15 protein-coding genes and 1 tRNA gene are annotated in these 18,550 nt (G+C 69.1%); 11 read left to right on the forward strand and 5 right to left on the reverse strand.

Annotated elements, in window-relative coordinates; genetic code table 11:
• Positions 1-26: 26 nt before the first annotated feature.
• The 4 genes from glgC to ACMGDM_RS17725 are packed head-to-tail and all read left to right on the forward strand — an operon-like array spanning position 27 to position 6,238.
• Positions 27-1,286, forward strand: coding sequence for a glucose-1-phosphate adenylyltransferase (glgC, locus tag ACMGDM_RS17710; RefSeq protein ID WP_183921749.1), 1,260 nt, complete (start codon positions 27-29; stop codon positions 1,284-1,286).
• A 1-nt stretch (position 1,287) separates the two neighbouring features.
• Positions 1,288-2,862 carry a glycogen synthase GlgA gene (glgA, locus tag ACMGDM_RS17715; protein WP_436805456.1) on the forward strand — a complete coding sequence of 525 codons (1,575 nt, stop codon included), beginning with the start codon at positions 1,288-1,290 and terminating at the stop codon, positions 2,860-2,862.
• A complete protein-coding gene (locus ACMGDM_RS17720; protein ID WP_436805457.1) occupies positions 2,859-4,478 on the forward strand; it encodes an alpha-D-glucose phosphate-specific phosphoglucomutase in 1,620 nt (539 codons plus the stop codon). The genes glgA and ACMGDM_RS17720 overlap by 4 nt, the downstream gene beginning before the upstream one ends.
• Positions 4,475-6,238: a glycogen debranching protein gene (locus ACMGDM_RS17725; RefSeq protein ID WP_436805458.1), complete on the forward strand. Its 1,764-nt coding sequence runs from the start codon at positions 4,475-4,477 to the stop codon at positions 6,236-6,238. The genes ACMGDM_RS17720 and ACMGDM_RS17725 overlap by 4 nt, the downstream gene beginning before the upstream one ends.
• Here ACMGDM_RS17725 and ACMGDM_RS17730 read toward each other — a convergent pair.
• The 3 genes from ACMGDM_RS17730 to ACMGDM_RS17740 form a co-directional block, all read right to left on the reverse strand.
• Complete coding sequence (locus ACMGDM_RS17730; RefSeq protein ID WP_436805459.1) at positions 6,228-6,554, reverse strand: PilZ domain-containing protein; 327 nt, start codon at positions 6,552-6,554, stop codon at positions 6,228-6,230. The genes ACMGDM_RS17725 and ACMGDM_RS17730 overlap by 11 nt on opposite strands.
• Before the next feature lie 76 nt (positions 6,555-6,630).
• Positions 6,631-6,704 (reverse strand) — tRNA-Gly (locus tag ACMGDM_RS17735).
• Between the two features lie 124 nt (positions 6,705-6,828).
• On the reverse strand, positions 6,829-9,684 hold the full coding sequence (locus tag ACMGDM_RS17740) for a TonB-dependent receptor (protein WP_436805460.1): 2,856 nt from the start codon (positions 9,682-9,684) through the stop codon (positions 6,829-6,831).
• 138 nt (positions 9,685-9,822) lie between these two features.
• Here ACMGDM_RS17740 and ACMGDM_RS17745 point away from each other — a divergent pair, with 138 nt between their 5' ends.
• From ACMGDM_RS17745 to ACMGDM_RS17760, 4 genes are read left to right on the forward strand one after another with little or no spacing between them, the layout of a single operon-like run.
• Complete coding sequence (locus ACMGDM_RS17745) at positions 9,823-11,394, forward strand: tryptophan halogenase family protein (RefSeq protein ID WP_436805461.1); 1,572 nt, start codon at positions 9,823-9,825, stop codon at positions 11,392-11,394.
• On the forward strand, positions 11,391-12,107 hold the full coding sequence (locus ACMGDM_RS17750; RefSeq protein WP_436805462.1) for a SapC family protein: 717 nt from the start codon (positions 11,391-11,393) through the stop codon (positions 12,105-12,107). Before ACMGDM_RS17745 ends, ACMGDM_RS17750 begins: the two co-directional genes overlap by 4 nt.
• Positions 12,108-12,157: 50 nt before the next feature.
• Positions 12,158-12,514 (forward strand): GntR family transcriptional regulator, encoded by a 357-nt coding sequence (locus ACMGDM_RS17755; RefSeq protein ID WP_132909601.1) that lies wholly within the window; start codon positions 12,158-12,160, stop codon positions 12,512-12,514.
• A gap of 15 nt (positions 12,515-12,529) precedes the next feature.
• Positions 12,530-13,015 carry an Ivy family c-type lysozyme inhibitor gene (locus ACMGDM_RS17760; RefSeq protein ID WP_436805463.1) on the forward strand — a complete coding sequence of 162 codons (486 nt, stop codon included), beginning with the start codon at positions 12,530-12,532 and terminating at the stop codon, positions 13,013-13,015.
• Positions 13,016-13,218: 203 nt separating this feature from the next.
• Here the strand turns inward: ACMGDM_RS17760 and ACMGDM_RS17765 are convergent, their stop codons facing one another.
• The gene (locus ACMGDM_RS17765) at positions 13,219-14,889 is read right to left on the reverse strand and encodes an acyl-CoA dehydrogenase family protein (RefSeq protein ID WP_436805464.1); all 1,671 of its coding nucleotides are present in this window, start codon (positions 14,887-14,889) and stop codon (positions 13,219-13,221) included.
• A gap of 36 nt (positions 14,890-14,925) precedes the next feature.
• On the opposite strand from ACMGDM_RS17765, the gene ACMGDM_RS17770 reads away from it, so the two are divergent.
• Entirely contained in the window at positions 14,926-15,852 is a 927-nt protein-coding gene (locus ACMGDM_RS17770; RefSeq protein ID WP_436805465.1) for an L-threonylcarbamoyladenylate synthase, read from the forward strand.
• Positions 15,853-16,084: 232 nt separating this feature from the next.
• Here the strand turns inward: ACMGDM_RS17770 and msrA are convergent, their stop codons facing one another.
• The gene (gene msrA, locus ACMGDM_RS17775; RefSeq protein WP_436805466.1) at positions 16,085-16,630 is read right to left on the reverse strand and encodes a peptide-methionine (S)-S-oxide reductase MsrA; all 546 of its coding nucleotides are present in this window, start codon (positions 16,628-16,630) and stop codon (positions 16,085-16,087) included.
• Positions 16,631-16,731: 101 nt separating this feature from the next.
• Between msrA and galE the strand changes: the two genes are divergently transcribed.
• Together galE and ACMGDM_RS17785 are read left to right on the forward strand one after the other, a co-directional pair.
• Positions 16,732-17,709 (forward strand): UDP-glucose 4-epimerase GalE, encoded by a 978-nt coding sequence (galE, locus tag ACMGDM_RS17780; protein ID WP_436805522.1) that lies wholly within the window; start codon positions 16,732-16,734, stop codon positions 17,707-17,709.
• Positions 17,706-18,536, forward strand: a complete 831-nt coding sequence (locus ACMGDM_RS17785; protein WP_436805467.1) for an HpcH/HpaI aldolase/citrate lyase family protein — start codon at positions 17,706-17,708, stop codon at positions 18,534-18,536. Before galE ends, ACMGDM_RS17785 begins: the two co-directional genes overlap by 4 nt.
• The last annotated feature ends 14 nt before the right edge of the window (positions 18,537-18,550 follow it).

Below are 18,550 nucleotides of genomic sequence, written 5' to 3' on the forward strand. Positions count from 1 at the left end.
AAAGATGATACAGAGAGGAGCCTGACGTGGACGAACGCAGAGGTCAGCCGCTGGCACGCGATGCGATGGCCTATGTTCTGGCCGGCGGCCGCGGTAGCCGTCTCAAGGAACTTACCGATACGCGGGCGAAACCAGCCGTCTATTTCGGCGGCAAGAGCCGGATCATCGATTTCGCGCTGTCCAACGCGATCAACTCGGGGATCCGGCGGATCGGTGTTGCAACGCAATATAAAGCGCACTCGCTGATCCGCCATCTTCAGCGCGGCTGGAACTTCCTCCGCCCCGAGCGCAACGAGAGCTTCGACATCCTGCCCGCCTCGCAGCGCATCAGCGAGTTTCAATGGTATGAGGGCACCGCCGACGCGGTCTACCAGAACATCGACATCATTCAGGACATCGCGCCCGAGTTCATGGTGATCCTGGCGGGCGACCATATCTACAAGATGGACTATGAGATCATGCTGCGGCAGCACTGCGACAGCGGTGCCGACGTGACCGTGGCGTGCCTCGAAGTGCCGCGGCATGAGGCGAGCGCGTTCGGCGTGATGCACGTCGACGAGCAGGACCGCATCATCGATTTCGTCGAGAAGCCGGCCGATCCGCCCTCAATCCCGGGCCAGCCCGATCGCGCGCTCGCCAGCCTGGGTATCTACGTCTTCCACACGCGGCTGCTGATCGACCAGCTGCGTCGCGACGCGGCGACGGAAGGGTCGGCGCGCGACTTCGGCAAGGACATCATCCCGTACCTGGTCAAGAACGGCAACGCCTATGCGCACCGCTTCTCCGCGAGCTGCGTCCGCTCGCCCGACGAGCCCGCGGCCTATTGGCGCGACGTCGGCACGGTGGACGCTTACTGGGAGGCGAGCATCGACCTCACCGACGTGGTGCCGCAGCTCGACCTCTACGACCGCGAGTGGCCGCTGTGGACCTATTCCGAGCTCACCCCGCCCGCCAAGTTCGTCCACGATATCGAGGGGCGGCGCGGCCAGGCGGTGTCGAGCCTGATCGCGGGCGACACGATCATCTCGGGCTCGAACGTGCATCGCAGCCTGGTGTCGACCGGGGTGCGGGCGCACAGCTTCTCGTCGCTCGACGAGGCGGTGGTGCTGCCGCATTGCCACATCGGCCGCGGCGCCCAGCTGAGCAAGGTGGTGCTCGATCGCGGTGTGATCATCCCTGACGGGCTGATCGTCGGCGAGGATCCGGAGCTTGACGCACATCGGTTCCGCCGCACCGAAAAGGGCGTCTGCCTGATCACCCAGCCAATGATCGATCGCCTCGGCTGACATGGCGCTTTCCGTCCTCTCGGTCGCGTCCGAGGCCTATCCGCTGGTGAAGACCGGCGGGCTGGGCGACGTGGTCGGCGCGCTGCCGGCGGCGCTGGCACCGCACGGCGTCGACGTCACCACCTTCCTGCCGGGCTATCCGCGCGTGCTCGCCGCGCTGGAGGCTGATGCCGCCAAACGTGCCCGTGTTCCGGCGCACGCCGGAGCCCAGAGCCATAAGGATGACGGGCGCGGCGCTGGACTCCTGCGTGCGCAGGAGCGCGACGGCTCAAGTGAGAGGAGTCACGCGCTGGCGCCACCGCTGCACCGCTGGCCCGACCTGCTCGGCGCGCCGGCGCAGCTACTGGAAGGCGAGATCGCGGGCCATCGCCTGCTGGTGCTCGACGCGCCCGGCTATTTCGCGCGCGAGGGCGGCCCTTACGGTGACCCCGCCGGGCGCGACTGGGACGATAATTGGCGTCGCTTCGCTGCCTTCGCGCGCGCCGCGGCGGACGTGGCGGGCGGCGCGGTGGCGGGCGAGCGCTTCGATGTGCTTCATGCGCATGACTGGCAGTCGGGGCTGGCGCCGGCTTATCTCCGCTTCGCCCCGCCCGCGGCGGACGCGCCGCGCACGGTGATGACGATCCATAACATCGCCTTCCAGGGCCGCTACGACGCCGGCATCTTCGCCTCGCTGGCGCTGCCCGCGCAGGCTTTCGCGGTGGACGGCGTCGAATATTACGGCGGGGTTGGCTACCTCAAGGCGGGGCTCGAGTCCGCCGACGCGATCACCACGGTGAGCCCGACCTACGCGCGCGAGATTCTCTCGCCCGACTTCGGCATGGGGCTGGAGGGGCTGATCCGCACGCGCCAGCGCCGCGTCAGCGGGATCGTCAACGGTATCGACACCGCCGTGTGGTCACCGAGCGCCGACCCGTCGCTGCCGGCGCGCTACGACGACGCCACACTCGCCCGCCGCGCCACCAACAAGCGCGCCGTGGAAGAGGCGTTCGCGCTCGACGCCGGCGACGGCCCGATCTTCTGCGTCGTCAGCCGGCTGACGTGGCAGAAGGGGATGGACGTGCTCGCCGACGCGATCCCCGCGCTGATCGAGCGCGGCGCGCGGCTGGCGCTGCTCGGCTCGGGCGACGCCTGGCTCGAACAGGCGTTTCGCGACGCCGCCGAGCGCTTCCCTGGCCAGGTCGGCGTGCGGCTCGGCTATGACGAGGCGTTGTCGCACCTGCTCCAGGCGGGCAGCGACGCGATCCTGATCCCGTCGCGGTTCGAGCCGTGCGGGCTGACCCAGCTCTACGGCCTCGCCTATGGCTGCGTCCCCGTGGTGGCGCGCACCGGCGGGCTGGCAGACACTGTGATCCACGCCAACGCCGCCGCGCTGGCCGCGGGGGTTGCCACGGGTATTCAGTTCGATACCGTCACATACGAGTCACTGGTGGGTGCGATCGAATTGGCGACGGACCTCTACGCCGATGCCGAGCGCTGGGAGCAGATCCAGCGCGCCGGCATGGCGGCCGATTTTTCATGGGCGACGAGCGGTCGCCGTTACGCGTCATTGTACAGGGAGCTGCTCGCCGCATGATCGTCACCACCGCCACCACCCCGTTCGACGACCAGAAGCCCGGCACCTCGGGGCTGCGCAAGAAGGTGCGCGTGTTCGAGCAGCCGAACTACGCCGAGAACTTCATCCAGTCGGTGTTCGACGTGGTCGAGGGCAAGCAGGGCGCCACGCTCGTGATCGGCGGCGACGGCCGCTACCTCAACCGGATCGTGATCCAGAAGGCGCTCCGCATGGCCGCGGCCGCGGGCTTCGCGCGTGTGGTGGTGGGGCAGGGCGGCATCCTCTCGACCCCCGCCGCCTCGAACGTGATCCGGCAGCGCGGCGCGCTCGGCGGGCTGGTGCTGTCGGCGAGCCACAATCCCGGCGGCCCCGACGAGGACTTCGGGATCAAGTACAATGTCGCGAACGGCGGCCCCGCGCCCGAGAAGGTGACCGAGGCGATCCACGCGCGCACCCTGTCACTCAGCGAGTGGCACGCCGCCGACAGCGCCGACGTCGACCTCGACACGCTCGGCGAGGTCACGGTGGAGGACATGACGGTCGAGGTGATCGACCCCGTCGCGGACTATGCCGCGCTCATGGAGCAGCTGTTCGATTTCGCCGCGATCCGCGCCGCCGGGCTGACCGTGGCGTTCGACGCGATGAGCGCGGTGACCGGGCCCTACGCCACCGAGATTCTCGAGCGCCGGCTCGGCTTCGCGCCGGGCACGGTGCGCAACGGCATTCCGCTGGAGGATTTCGGCGGCCATCATCCCGACCCCAACCTCGTCCACGCGCATGAGCTGTACGAGCTGATGATGTCGGCCGACGCGCCCGATTTCGGCGCGGCCTCGGACGGCGACGGCGACCGCAACCTGATCATCGGACGCAACCGTTTCGTCACGCCCTCGGACAGCCTCGCGATGCTCGCCGCCAACGCGCATCTCGCGCCGGGGTACAAGAGCGGGCTCAAGGGCATCGCGCGCTCGATGCCGACCAGCGCGGCGGCGGATCGCGTCGCCGAGAAGCTCGGCATCCCCGCCTATGAGACGCCGACCGGCTGGAAGTTCTTCGGCAACCTGCTCGACGCCGGCATGGCGACGATCTGCGGCGAGGAGAGCGCGGGCACCGGCAGCGACCATGTCCGCGAGAAGGACGGGCTGTGGGCGGTGCTGCTGTGGCTCAACATTCTGGCGGCGACCGGCAAGAGCGTCGACCAGATCGCGCGTGAGCATTGGGCCACCTACGGCCGCAACTATTACGCGCGCCACGATTACGAGGGCGTCGACAGTGCCGCGGCGGACACGCTGATGCGCGAGCTGCGCGGCAAGCTGGCGACGCTGCCGGGAACGAGCATCGCCGGGCTGACGATCGCCGAAGCCGACGATTTCGCCTATGAGGATCCGACCGACGGTTCGGTCAGCCGCAACCAGGGCGTGCGCGTCTTGTTCGAGGGCGGCAGCCGCGTCGTCTTCCGCCTCTCGGGGACCGGCACCAGCGGCGCGACGCTGCGAGTCTACCTCGAGCGCTACGAGCCCGCGGGCGGTTCGCTCGATGCAGAGACCGGCGACATGCTCGCCGACATCGTCGCCGCGGCCGAGGAGCTCGCCGCGATCCGCCAGCACACCGGCCGCGAGCGCCCCGACGTCGTGACGTGACCGCGGTCATCGAGGCGGGCGGCGTCACCTTCGCGGTGCGCGCGCCCGCCGCGGCGGCGCTGTGGCTGTGCCTGTTCGACGGCGAGCGGGAGCAGCGTGTCGCGATGGTGCGCGACGGGGAGGGCTGGCGCGTCCATGTCGCAGGCGTGGGCCAGGGCGCGCGCTACGGCTTCCGCGCTGAGGGTGAGGCGCCGTTCGACGTGGCCAAGCTGCTCGTCGACCCGCACGCGACCGAGCTCGACCGACACTTCGCTTATGACCCGCGACTGGCCGAGCGGGGGGCCGACACCGCCGCGCTGGTGCCGAAGGCGATCGTGCGCGCGCCGCTGCCGCCGCTCGAGCTGCCGCCGCTCACGCACGCGGGCGGGCTGATCTACGAGGTCAACGTCCGCGGCTTCACCATGCTGCACCCCGAGGTGCCCGCGGCGCAGCGCGGCACCGTCGCGGCGCTGGCGCACCCAGCGGTGATCGCGCACCTGCGCAAGATCGGGGTCGACGCGGTCGAGCTGATGCCGATCACCGCCTGGATCGACGAGCGCCACCTGCCGCCGCTCGGCTTGCGCAACGCTTGGGGCTATAACCCGGTGGCGCCGATGGCGCTCGATCCGCGGCTGGTGCCCGGCGGCGTGCGCGAGCTACGCGACACAGTTGCGGCGCTGCGCGCGGCGGGGATCGGCACGATTCTCGACCTCGTCTTCAATCACACCGGCGAGAGCGATCGGCTCGGCCCGACGCTGTCGCTGCGCGGGCTCGACGACAGCGCTTATGCGCGCGCGCCGGAAGGCACGCTGATCAATGACACCGGCACCGGCAACACGCTCGACTTCGGGCAAGGCTGGGTGCGCGCGCTGGTGCGCGACTCGCTGCGCCACTTCGTCGCGCAGGCGGGAGTCGACGGCTTCCGCTTCGATCTCGCCACGGTGATGGCGCGCGGCCCCGGCTTCGCCGCCGACGCACCGATCTTCGCCGAGATCTCCGCCGACCCGCTGCTGCGCGACCGCGTGATGATCGCCGAGCCGTGGGACACCGGGCCGGGCGGCTATCAGCTCGGCACTTTTCCGGCGGGCTGGTGGGAGTGGAACGACCGCTACCGCGACGACGTCCGCCGCTTCTGGCGTGGCGACGGCGGCGCGGGCGCGCTGGCGACGCGCCTGTCCGGATCGAGTGATGTCTTCGGCGCCGAACACACTCGCGGGGTCAGCTTCGTCGCCGCGCATGACGGCTTCACGCTCGCCGACCTCGTCTCGCACGCCGGGCGCCACAACCACGCCAACGGCGAGGAAAATCGCGACGGGCATGGTGGAGAGATCGCGTGGAACAACGGTATCGAGGGAGAGAGCCAGGACGGCGCGGTGCTGGCCCGTCGCGCCGCCGACGTTCGCGCGCTGCTCGCCACGTTGTTCGCCACGCGCGGCACGATCATGCTCACCGCGGGCGACGAGTTCGGCCGCACCCAGCGTGGCAACAACAACGCCTATGCGCAGGACAATGCGACGACGTGGCTCGACTGGACCGGCCGCGACATCGCGCTGGAGGATCATGTCGCCGCGCTGTCGGCCGCACGTCGTGCCGTGCCGGCGCTGAGCGACCCAGCGCTGCGCCACGACGCGCGCTGGATCCGCCTCGACGGTGCGCCGATGCGCGACGCGGACTGGGACGAGGCTTCAGGGTTCGAGCTGCGGCTGCCCGAGTGTAGCGTGATCGTCGATCGTGCGGCGCGCATGGTGCAGCTGGTCGCGCGCAGCGACCTCAGCCGCTGATCGCTACCGGCGCCGCATTGGCGCTGGCCTCGATAACATGGCGCAGCTCGTGCGAGTTGAGCGTCTTCATGAACTCGCAGCCGAACACATCGTCGTCGTGCCAGGCGATCCGCGCATGATGCTCGCTGCCCCCCGGCAGCGACAGCTTGAGCAACGTGCCGATCGCGAGCGGCAGCGAGATGCGCGCGCGCAGCCCATTGGCCGACACGTCCAGAATCGTGATGGACACCGCGATGCGCGCCATGGCGCGACATTCGGTGCTGAAGCGCGGATCGCGCCGGTGATCGGTAGCGGGCTGCGAGGCCACGGTGAACATCCCCCCTGGTGTTGGCGGAGATGCTAACAGCAGCTGCTTAACGACTGGTAAGGCGGAATAAACGCGATCGTCGCGGTGGAGCGGGTGAAGGGAATCGAACCCTCGTCGTAAGCTTGGGAAGCTTCTGCTCTACCATTGAGCTACACCCGCATTCCGGCCTGTGCCCGGAGAGGTCAGGCGCGCCTAACCGATTCGCGGTTGCCGGGCAAGCGCCATTCGCGCGCTCGGCCAGCGCCCGCACCGGCCCGGGTAGGACCGATGCGGGTGGCCGCGATCAGAACGAGAAGCGCACGCCGGCATCGTAGCGCGGGCCGAAGTTCTGGTATTGCAGCAGCTGGTTGTCGAACCGGCCGGTCGTGTAATATTTGGCGTTGAACAGGTTGGTGCCCTCCACGAACACCTGCGCGAACGGCGTGACGTTCACCGCGACGCTGCCGTCGAACTGGCCGTAATCGCGCACGAAGATCGGCTCGTTGCCGGCGCCCCCGGCGAGTTCGCGCAGGAAGCGCTCGCGGCGGTTGTAGGCGATCCGCGCCGAGACGCCATATTTCTCGTAGAAGATCGTGGCATTCTGCGAATTGCCGATGCCTTCCGCGGCGAACGACTGACCGATCTGGCTGACGTCGAAGTCGCGGTTGGTGCTGACGAAGGTGGCGTTGGCCTGGATGCCGAGTCCGCTTAACACGCCGGGCAGCCAGTCGAGCGTGTGGACGAGGTTGAGCTCCAGCCCCTTGATGTCGAGCGACTGCGCGTTGCGCGGCCGGCGCACGCTGAAGCGCGCGGTGTTGGCGTCGACAATCAGCCCGCCGACCGGCAGGCCGACGCCCTGCGCGTTGCCGGCGTTGGCGATCGGGAACAGCTCGTCGCCGAACAGCTGGATGATGAAGTCGTCCACCTTTTTGTAGAACACCGCCGCCGACAGCGTGGTGGTGCGCGTCGGATACCATTCCAGCGAGAGATCGAGGTTCTTCGCCTTGTAGGGCCGCAGGTCGGGGTTGCCACCGGTTGCGGTCAGCGTCGCGGGTCGCAGCGTGCCGATGTCGAGGCTCGGCGCCAGATCGCCGATCGCCGGGCGAGTCAGCGTCTGGTAGGCGGCGAAGCGGACCTGGAGCTGCTCCGTGAAGTTCAGCCGCGCGTTCAGTGCGGGCAGGAAGTTGCTGTATGACGATTTCTTCGACACCGGCGTACCAGTCGGGCTGGCGAATACGCCGACGTAGATCGTCGGGTCAGTCGGCGGTCTGCCCTGCGTCGGCGTGAGGTCGACGAGCTGGCGCTGGCTACCCGACGAAGTCACCTCGGTATATTCATACCGCGCGCCGACGTTGACGAGCCAGGGCATGCTGCCGAGATTGCCGGAGAAATCAACGTCGGCGTAGCTCGCCCAGACCGTTTCCTTCACGCGCGTGCCGGGCTGCGGCGCCACTGCATAGCCGTTGGTGGCGGCATAGCGCGCGGCGGTGGTGCCCGGCGCCAGATTGTACTTCGCGTCGAGCGCCGAGGTGGACGCCGGGCTCGTCAGGAAGTTGAGATATTGGAACGCGTCATAAGTGAGGAAGGTGGTCGGTGCCGAGCCCTTGGGAGCGCCCAGCCCCTTCACCGTGAACGGCGACAGCAGCGAAGGATCGGCGAGCGTCGGATAGCCGCAATAGACGCAGCCGACATCGTCGCCGGAGGTGACCGCGACGTTGCTCTTGTCGCGGGTGGTGCTCATCAGGCCGAACCGCACCGTCTGGAGCACGCCGAGCGCAGGCTTCCACTCGTTGTTCCAGCGATATTCCTGGACCTTCTCGGTGACGTCGTTGCCGCTGATCCCGGCGATATGGGTGCGGCCCAGCGCCGGATTGGTCAGCACGCCGTCCGCGAAGCCGTTGACCGTAGGGATGCCGTTCCCTTCCGCCTGGGTGAAGGAGTATGGCGTCGCCGTGCCGATCACGGTGAAATAGGAGCCGCCGCCGCCCGCGTTCTTGGCGCGCGAGTAAGCGGCGTCGATCACCATCTTGAAGTTGTTGGCCGGGTTCCACTCGGCGTTGAAGCCGCCCTCCCAAGTGGTGGTCTCCCGCAGCGCGCCCGAGGAGATGAAGTCGGCGTTGCCATTGGTGGTGAGCGAGGTGACCGTGCGGTTCTCGTCGATCGTGGCGGCGGTGTAGCTGGTCGGTTCGAACCAGGCACCTAGTGCGCGGGTCTTCGTGTCACTCTTGAATTTGTTGTACAGGCCGTCGAGCGTGAAGGTCAGCTCGTCGGTCGGCTGATATTGTGCCACCAGCGTCGCGCCGAGACGGGTACGATCGTCACGTGACTGGTTCACGTTGTAGTTGCGCGGCGCGTACACGCCGGTCGCGATTGGTGCGCTGTTCGGCCCGATCGAGCTGTTGGGCAGATAGCCGTCGTTGCTGATCGAGGCGATCTGCGCGATGCGGCGCTGGTACGAGACCGAAGCGAGCAGGCCGAGCTTGCCGTCCGCGAAGGTGTTGCTGATCAGCCCGAAGCCCTGCGGCGTGAACTTGTCGCTATTCTTCTCGTACAGCGCCTTGCCCGTGACGATCGCCTTGAAGCCGTTGAGCGCGAGCGGGCGCGGCGTCTGCACGTTGATCGTCGCCCCGATACCGCCGCCCTGCAACGGCGCCTGCGCGGTCTTGTAGACCTGCGCGCCGCTGATCAGTTCGGCCGGGATCAGGTCGAACGAGAAGGCGCGGTTGTAATTGTCACTGGCGAAGCTGCGGCCGTTGAACAGCACGGTGTTGAACGCCGGACCGAGGCCGCGAACGCTGACCTGCGCGCCCTCGCCGTTGGTGCGATCGATCGCGACGCCGGGGATACGCTGGAGCGATTCGGCGACGTTGGCGTCCGGGAATTTGCCGAGATCTTCCGACGAGATCGCGTCGAGGATGCCGACCGCATCGCGCTTCTGCGCGGCGGAGGAAGCGATGCTGGCGCGGATGCCGGTGACGACGATATCGTCTGCCCCGCCGTTGCTATCGACTTGGCTGGGCGGTGCCGAAGGGGCTGGGGCGGTCGCTGCCGTGTCCTGCGCCAGTACGGGGGTTGCGGCGATCAGCGCGCCGATCGCGCATCCCATGCCACCGGAAAACAAAAAAGTACGCGCTGCCACTTGCCGAAAGCTGGTCGCCATCGTCATCCTCCCCACTTTACCGCCACGCTTGTTATGCGAGTGCTTGTTGGCGAAGTGTCACGTATATATCCGACAAATACAAGTGGGATCGATTGCATTGGCGGTGTACATCACCGTACGGAGAGGTTCGGGGCAAATATGTCTGACATTCAAAGCCATGATCAAAAGCCGGTGCGGCAAGTCGTGGTCGTTGGCGGCGGATCGGCCGGGTGGATCGCGGCATGCCGGCTCGCCGCGCAGGCGCAGCGCACCGGCAGCCAGGTCGCGGTAACGCTCGTCGAGTCGGCGCGCATCCCCACTGTCGGGGTCGGCGAGGGGACCTGGCCGACGATGCGCAACACGCTGGCGAAGATCGGCATCTCCGAGACCGAGTTCGTGCGGAGCTGCGATGCGGCGTTCAAGCAAGGCGCCCGCTTCGCCGGCTGGACCGACGATTCACCCGGCGAGGGCTATTACCATCCGCTCAATCCGCCCGCGGGTGCGACCGAGCTTGACCTTGCGCCGCACTGGCTTGCGCAGGCAGAGGCGCCCGCCGCGGCGAACTTTGCCACCTGGGTCGATTTTCAGGCCACGCTCTGTGACGAGGGGCTCGCTCCCAAGGCGATCACCATGCCCGAGTGGGTCGGCCAGGCGAATTACGCTTACCATCTCGACGCGGGCAAGTTCGCCACCTTGCTCCACCGCCACGCGGTCGAGCGGCTCGGCGTGCGGCACGTCATCGGCGACGTCGCCCGCGTCGAGCAGGCCGACAATGGCGACATCTCCGCGCTCGTCCTCGCGGACGGCGCCACGGTCCCAGGCGACCTGTTCGTCGATTGCACCGGCTTCGCCGCGCTGCTGATCGGCGGCGTGTACGATGTGCCGTTCCGCCGTTGCGGCGACGTCCTCTTTGCCGATCGCGCCATTGCGATGCAGGTGCCCTATGACAGCGAGGACGCGCCGATCGCCTGCCACACCATCTCCACCGCGCAGGAGGCGGGGTGGATCTGGGACATCGGGCTGTGGACCCGCCGCGGCGTCGGCCATGTCTACAGCAGCGCGCACACCAGCGACGATGCCGCCGAGGCCGCGCTGCGCCGCTACATCGGCCCCGCTGCGGACTCGCTCACCGCCCGCCGCATCACGATCGACGGCGGCCATCGCGAGCGCTTCTGGCAGAACAATTGCGTCGCGGTCGGACTATCGGCGGGCTTCATCGAACCGCTGGAAGCGTCCGCGCTGATGCTGATCGAAGCCTCGATGGACGCGATCGCGGACCGGCTGCCGCGCACCCGCGGTGCGATGACGCTCGCCGCGCACCAGTTCAATGCCGCCTTCACGCACCATTGGGCGCGCATCATCGAGTTCCTCAAGCTCCACTACGCGATCACCAAGCGGACCGATTCCGACTTCTGGCGCGACAATGCCTCCCCCGCCACCTGGCCCGACGGGCTGGCGGAGCGGCTGGAGCTGTGGCGCACCCACCCGCCCGCGCCGCAGGACTTCGACCATGCGCGTGAGGTCTTCTCCTGGCCGAGCTACCAATATGTCCTGCACGGCATGCAGTTCGACGCGCATTATGCCGCGGTGGACCGCGCCGCGCCCGAGAGCGCGCTGGCGCGCCGCTACGTCGCGCGCAACGAGCGGCTGCGACAGGAGGCGACGCAGCGCCTGCCGCGCCATCGCGACCTGTTGCGCGCGGTGCGCGAGCACGGCCTACAGGCGGTATGAGCCGGATCGTCGTACTCGACCCACACCGGCACGGCACGCTCCGCTTCGACCCCGCGGCGGCGGGTAGGGGACGCCAGCTGGCGCAGCTCGGGCGCGGCGAGATTGCGCTCGCCGCCGTCGACATGCCGCTGGCGTTCGTCAAGGACGGCGCGACCGGGCAATTCAGCTTGGTCGCGCTGATGGCGCTGGAAGACGACAATCTGTTTGCAGCATCCGGCGGCTTCCACGCCACCTACATGCCGCAGGCGGTGCTGCTCGGCGCGTTCCGGCTGGTCGAGGACGGCAGCGGAGTCGCGATCGATCGTGATGATCCGTCGCTCGGCGAGCGCGGCACGCCGTTGTTCGACGGTGACGTGCCGTCGGCACTGCTTGCCGACGTACCCGCCGCGCTGCGCCATTTGGTCGACGATGTCGCCGCCGCGCGCGCGCTGGCGGGGGAACTCGCGCGGCATCGCCTGCTGCGTCCGCTCCGCGTCGTGCTGCGCCACGCCGACGCGCGCGAGCATGTGCTGGACGGCCTTTACACGATCGACGAGCGCGCCTTGGACGCGCTCGACGACGCCGCGATCCTCGCGCTCCACCGGACCGGCGCGCTCGCCGCCGCGGCGGTGATCGCCGCCTCGCGCCACCAGCTCGAGCGTCTGCGCCAGCTCCATGATGCGGCGCATCCGCAGGAGCCGATCGTCGCGCTGCTCCAGCCCGAGGACGATTGAGCGCGGCCGCTACGGCTCGACAATCACGTCCTATAGTGTATTACAGCAGCATGGCAGCGCTCAGCAGCGACGACTCGCCCGTCTATCTCCGTCTGCGCGGCACGATCGCAGCGGCGATCCTGCGCGGCGACTATGCGGCGGGGGACCAGCTACCCTCGGTGCGCGCGCTTGCGGCGGAGCATGGCGCCAACCCGCTCACCGTTGCCAAGGCCTATCAGAGCTTCCAGGACGACGGCTATGTCGAGGTGCGGCGCGGCGTGGGCATGTTCGTGCTCGCCGGCGCGGCGGAGCGGCTGCGGCGCGCCGAGCGTGAGGATTTCGTCGCGCATCAATGGCCGCGCATCCGCGAGCGGATCGACCTGCTCGGGCTCGACGCCACCGACCTGCTCGAACGAGTCGACGGCTGAGGCGTTGTTGCAGTGATGCGACGCCTGATCTCTGTTGCCGCCTGTGTTGCGCTGGCTGCCTGCCAGCAGCAGCCCGAGCAGCCCGCCAACACCCATCCCGCCGCGTCGCCGAGCCCGTCGCCGCGTGTCGTGGCCTCGCCCGCGAAGACGTTGGCGCGCTACGTCGGCCACTACCCGACCGAGGCGGTGGAGGGCGGCGGCAGCTTCCTCGCTGACCCCACAGTTCGTGACGCCGTGGCGGCGGTGGTGCCCGACGCGACCGTGCGCGCGCGCGTGCTCGATACCGATGTCACCGCGACGCCGATCGCCGAGGTCAACGGGCGCGTGCTGTCCTATGGCTGCGAGCCGCACAATTGTGGGCCGCACAATTGGGCGGTGGCGCTGTCGCCGGACGCGCGCGCCGCCGCCGTTTGCTATTATGACGAGGAGCGTGAGGTGGCGCGCTGGTACCCGGAAGGGGCAGGGCCGAACCCGGCCGGCGGGTGCTCCTCGGGGGATTGAGCGGCTGGCAGGAGCTCAGGTGTCCGCGACGTCGGCGGTAGCGCAGCGCCTTTCCTTGAGCGTGCCGCGGCGGACGCTGGGCCCAGGTGGGGACGATACGGAGACTCACACGGACCTTCCCAACTGACCCCGGCGCCCGGCAGGGTGAATTGCGAGGAACGGGAGCTTTCCATCGCCAAGCCCCCTGTTCGCTCCCGGTCAGACTAGAACGCGCTCGCAGGAAGGGCGTACAGCACGTCGGCGCTGGCGCTCGCGGCCGCCTCCAGCCCGAGCGCCTCGGGGACGATCTGATCGAGGTAGAAGGCGCAGGCTGCGTGCTTCACCGTGTCCGCCGCGGGCACGTTGGCCTGACGCTCCATCAGCCAGCCGCTCACCGCGACCGACAGCATCGTCAGGAAGGGATAGCTCGCCGACTGGCGATCGTCCGCGCTCGCGCCCTGCAAACGCCGCCTGATCATATCGCAGGCATCGACCAGCCGCACCAGCGCGCGATGGCACGAACCGTCACGCAGGTCGGCGATCAGGCCGGCGAAGGCGTTGCCATCGGCAAGCGACAGCTTGCGCCCGACCAGATCGGCCGCCTGGATGCCGTTGGTGCCCTCGTAGATCGGCGTGATCCGCGCGTCGCGGAAGAATTGCGCCGCGCCGGTCTCCTCGACATAGCCCATACCGCCGTGGACCTGCACGCCCAGGCTGGCGACTTCGTTGCCGATATCGGTGGCATGCGCCTTGGCGAGCGGGGTCAGAAGCTCGAGTCGCTCGCGCGCCTTGGCGTCGCCGAGCGTCGCGCGATCGACCTGGCCGCAGGCGTGATAGACGAGCGCGCGCGCCGCCATTGTCTGCGCCTTCATCCGCAGCAACATGCGACGCACGTCGGCATGCTCGACGATCGCCGTGGGCGCGCCGTTGCGCGCGCCCTGGACCCGGTCGCGCGCATAGGCCGCCGCCTTCTGCGTCGCTGCCTCGGCGACCTGCACGCCCTGCACGCCGACGTTGAGCCGCGCGTTGTTCATCATCGTGAACATGGCGCGCATCCCGCCGAACTCGGGGCCGATCAGCTCGCCGACACAGTCGCCCTGGTCACCGAACGACAGCACGCAGGTGGGTGATGCGTGCAGCCCGAGCTTATGCTCGATCGAGACCGTACGCACGTCGTTGGGCGTGCCATCGAGGCGGACCTTGGGAACCAGGAACAGCGAGATGCCGCGCGTGCCGACCGGCGCATCGGGCGTGCGCGCGAGCACGAGGTGGACGATGTTGTCGGTCAGATCATGGTCGCCGAAGCTGATGAAGATCTTGGTACCGGTGATCGAATAGGTCCCGTCGCCGCGCGGCATCGCGGTGGTGCGCAGCGCGCCGACGTCGCTGCCCGCCTGCGGCTCGGTCAGGTTCATCGTGCCGGTCCACGCGCCGGTGGCGAGCTTGGGGAGATAGGTCGCCTGCTGCTCGGGCGAGCCGTGATGCGCCAGCGCCTCGATCGCGCCGACCGTGAGGATCGGCGCGAGCGCGAACCCCATGTTGGCGGTGCCGAGCGTCTCCAGCACCGCTGCCTGGACGACAAAGGGCAGGCCCTGGCCGCCCCAGCGCTCGTCGACCCCGATCGTGCCCCAGCCGCCGTCGACATAGGCCTGGTAGGCGTCGCGAAAGCCGTCGGGCATCACCACGCCCTCCGTTGTCCAGCGTGCGCCGATGCGGTCGCCCAGCGTGGCGAGCGGCGCCCACTCGCCTGCGGCGAAGGCGCCGATGCCCTCGAGCACCGCCTCGACCGTGTCCGCGCTGGCGGCGGCAAAGCGCTCGTGCCGCGTGATCTCGTCCAGTTTGACGACATGGTCGAGCACGAAGCGCTGGTCGGCGATAGCGGGCACGAAGGTCATTTCTCTCTCCTGTGCGCCCTCGCTATACCTGCCGCGATGAGCGCTCAACTCCCCGAGATCCGACGCTACGGCACGGCCGCGACCGACGCGGCGGCGGCGGCGATCCGTGCCGGCGGGATCGTCGCGGTGCCGACCGAGACGGTCTATGGGCTCGCCGCGGACGCGCGCGATTCGCGCGCGGTGGCGCGGATCTACGCAGCCAAGGGGCGGCCCAGTTTCAACCCGCTGATCGTCCATGTGCTCGACCTTGCCGCGGCGGAGGCACTGGCGGTGTTCGACGACGACGCGCGGGCGCTGGCGGCGCGCTTCTGGCCGGGGCCGCTGACGCTGGTGCTGCCGCTGCGCGCGGGGGCGGGGGTGGCATCGCTCGTCACCGCCGGTCTCGATACGATCGCGCTGCGCGTGCCGGCGCATCGCGCGATGCGCGCGTTGCTGGTGGCGAGTGGCGCCCCGCTGGCGGCGCCTTCGGCCAACGCGAGCAACGCGATCAGCCCGACCCGCGCCGAGCATGTCGCGGCGAGCCTCGGCGCGGCGATCCCGCTGATCCTCGACGACGGCGCGACCGAAGCCGGGGTGGAGTCGACGATCGTGGTGGGTCGGACAATCCTGCGCCCCGGTCCGGTCACCGCGGAGATGCTGAGCGCGGTGCTGCCGGTGACGGCGGGCAGCACCGCGCATGTGAGCGCGCCGGGGCAGCTCGCAATGCATTATGCGCCGCGCAAGCCGCTGCGGCTGGAGGCGGTGGTCGCCGAGGTCGACGAGTGGCTCATCGGCTACGGTGCAGTGGCGGGCGACGACACGCTGTCGGCAGCGGGCGACCCGGTCGAGGCGGCGGCTCGGCTGTTCGACTCGCTCCACCGCGCCGACGCGAGCGCGCGCGCGCGGATCGCGGTGGCGCCGGTGCCCGAGGCTGGCGTGGGCGTAGCGATCAATGACCGGCTGCGACGCGCGGCGCGGCGGTAGGCGCACGCGGCGCGTTCCTGCAACCGCGGCACCTGCGCGAAGCTCGGCCGCTACCCTTTTCGTCATCCCGCACATGGTCAGGGATCCAGCGTTCCGCATAGCCGCAAGGCGTTGCTCACGCGGAAGAGTGGATCCCGTGACAAGTTCGGGATGACGGAGAGAGGAGCTCGGCCATCAGATCGGCGGCCCGCGCGCACCACGACCTCCTCATCCCGGAGAGTCCGCGGCTCCCTTACGCCGCCGGCGCGCTCGCCCTGCTGCGGGCGGCGAAGCTCTTGCGCAGCTTTTGCAGCTTGGGCGGGATCACCGCCATGCAATAGGGGTTCGACCGGCCCGAGGTTTCCCAATAATCTTGGTGATAGCCCTCCGCCGGATACCAGTCGCCGAACGCCTCGATCGTGGTCACGATCTTGCCTGACACCGTCTCCTGCGCGCGCGCGATCGCCTGATTGGCCTGCTCCTCCTGCATCACCGTCTCGGGGAAGATCGCCGAGCGATACTGCGTGCCGACGTCGTTGCCCTGGCGGTTGAGCTGCGTCGGATCATGCGTCGCGAAGAAGATGTCGAGCAGGTCGGCATAGCTCACCTGCGCCGGATCGAAGCCGATGCGGATCGCCTCGGCATGGCCGGTATCGCCGCCGCACACCTGCCTGTAGGTGGGGTTGGGCACGTGACCGCCGATATAGCCACTCTCGACGCTCTCGACCCCAATCACGTCCTTGAACACCGCCTCGGTGCACCAAAAGCAGCCACCCGCCAGCGTCGCATAGTCCGTCATGAATAACGTCTCCTTTGCTAGTCATGTAGGAAGCCGCTAGGCGGCGGCAACGGCAAGGGAGACAGGCATTGACGCAGGACGCGACGCTCGACGGCAAGGTGATGGTGACCGGGGGCGCCGGCTATATCGGCAGCCACGCGGTACTCGCGCTGCTCGACGCCGGCTATGACGTCGTCGTCATCGACAATCTCGTCACCGGGTTCGACTGGGCGGTCGATCCGCGCGCCGCCTTCGTCAACGTCGCGGTCGAGGAAGCGCGCGTCCGCGATGTGATCCGCGAGCACAATGTGCGTGCCATCATGCATTTCGCCGGCTCGGTGGTGGTGCCCGAGTCGGTCAGCGACCCGCTCAAATATTACCGCAACAACACCGCGGCGACGCGCAGCCTGATCGAGAGCGCGGTCGCCGAGGGCGTGCCGCACTTCATCTTCTCGTCCACGGCCGCGACCTATGGCACGCCCGATCAGGTGCCTATCGGCGAGGGCGATCCGACGCGGCCGATCAATCCGTACGGCATGTCCAAGCTGATGACCGAATATATGCTCAAGGACGTGTCCGCGGCGCATCCGATGAATCACTGCTGCCTGCGCTATTTCAACGTCGCGGGCGCGGATCCGCAGGGGCGCAGCGGCCAGTCCACCGTCGGCGCGACCCACCTCATCAAGATCGCGGTCGAGGCGGCGACGGGCAAGCGCGCCGCGGTGTCGGTCTATGGCACCGATTTTGCCACGCGCGACGGCACCGGCGTGCGCGACTATATCCATGTCAGCGATCTCGCCGAAGCGCATGTCGCCGCGCTCAAGCTGCTGATCGATCAGCCGGGCGAAAGCCACACGCTTAACTGCGGCTATGGCCGTGGCTTCTCGGTGCTCGAGGTGCTCGACGCGGTCGACCGCGTCACCAACCATCCGATCGAGCGCCGTATGGAGGGCCGCCGCGCCGGCGACCCGGCGGAGCTGGTCGCCGACAACAGCGCGATCCTGCGCACGATCGACTGGGCGCCGCGGCGCGACGATCTCGAGGGCATCGTGCGCGACGCGCTGGCGTGGGAGCGCCAGCTCGCCGAACGCGCGCGGTGACGTTACGCTCGCTCCTCTTCGTGCCGGGCGACCGGCCGGAGCGGATGGACAAGGCGCTGACGCTCGGTGCCGACGCGCTGATCCTCGATCTGGAAGACGCGGTCGCGCCTGCCGCCAAGCCGGCGGCGCGGGCCGCGGTGCGCGCGCTGCTGGACCGCGCGCTTGCCGGCCCCGCGCTGCTGGTGCGGGTCAACCCGATCGGCACCGCCGCCTTCGCCGAGGACGTCGTCGCCTTGTCGGGTGCGCCGCTGACCGGAATCGTGCTGCCGAAGGCGGAAGGGCGCGCTTCGGTCGCGGCGCTCCGCACGGCGCTCCCCGGCGCCTATCGCGTGCTGCCGATCGCAACCGAGACGCCGCGCGCCGTCTTCGCGCTCGGCGACTATGACGGCGACGGGCTGGCGGGGCTGACCTGGGGCGCGGAGGACCTGCCCGCCGCGATCGGCGCGCTGTCATCGCGCGAGCCCGACGGCAGCTATACCGAACCGTACAAGGTGGTGCGCGCGCTTGCGCTGTTCGCCGCGCACGCTGCCGGCGTGGCGGCGATCGAGACGGTCTATCCCGATTTCCGCGACCTGGACGGGCTAGCGGCGTATGCGGCGCGCGCGCGACGCGACGGCTTCACCGGCATGATGGCGATCCATCCCGCGCAGGTGGCGGTGATCAACGCCGCTTTCACGCCGAGCGAGGCGGAACTGGCAGCCGCGCGACGGATCGTCGCGCTGTTCGCGGCACATCCTGGCGCTGGCGCGCTCCAGCTCGACGGTCGCATGGTCGACGCGCCGCACCTCGCCGCGGCGCGACGGCTGCTCGCGGGCGTCGGCGAGTAACCCCGTCGTATCGT

The organism is Sphingomonas larreae (assembly GCF_051400595.1).
Taxonomy (GTDB): domain Bacteria; phylum Pseudomonadota; class Alphaproteobacteria; order Sphingomonadales; family Sphingomonadaceae; genus Sphingomonas.

Coding starts and splice junctions, on each gene's coding strand:
- msrA (WP_436805466.1), bottom strand. CDS start 16,630: ATGACGGACTATGCGACGCTGGCGGGTGGCTGCTTTTGGTGCACCGAG.
- ACMGDM_RS17745 (WP_436805461.1), top strand. CDS start 9,823: ATGTCTGACATTCAAAGCCATGATCAAAAGCCGGTGCGGCAAGTCGTG.
- ACMGDM_RS17755 (WP_132909601.1), top strand. CDS start 12,158: ATGGCAGCGCTCAGCAGCGACGACTCGCCCGTCTATCTCCGTCTGCGC.
- glgA (WP_436805456.1), top strand. CDS start 1,288: ATGGCGCTTTCCGTCCTCTCGGTCGCGTCCGAGGCCTATCCGCTGGTG.
- ACMGDM_RS17770 (WP_436805465.1), top strand. CDS start 14,926: ATGAGCGCTCAACTCCCCGAGATCCGACGCTACGGCACGGCCGCGACC.
- ACMGDM_RS17720 (WP_436805457.1), top strand. CDS start 2,859: ATGATCGTCACCACCGCCACCACCCCGTTCGACGACCAGAAGCCCGGC.
- galE (WP_436805522.1), top strand. CDS start 16,732: ATGGTGACCGGGGGCGCCGGCTATATCGGCAGCCACGCGGTACTCGCG.
- ACMGDM_RS17740 (WP_436805460.1), bottom strand. CDS start 9,684: ATGGCGACCAGCTTTCGGCAAGTGGCAGCGCGTACTTTTTTGTTTTCC.
- ACMGDM_RS17760 (WP_436805463.1), top strand. CDS start 12,530: ATGCGACGCCTGATCTCTGTTGCCGCCTGTGTTGCGCTGGCTGCCTGC.
- ACMGDM_RS17730 (WP_436805459.1), bottom strand. CDS start 6,554: ATGTTCACCGTGGCCTCGCAGCCCGCTACCGATCACCGGCGCGATCCG.
- ACMGDM_RS17750 (WP_436805462.1), top strand. CDS start 11,391: ATGAGCCGGATCGTCGTACTCGACCCACACCGGCACGGCACGCTCCGC.
- ACMGDM_RS17765 (WP_436805464.1), bottom strand. CDS start 14,889: ATGACCTTCGTGCCCGCTATCGCCGACCAGCGCTTCGTGCTCGACCAT.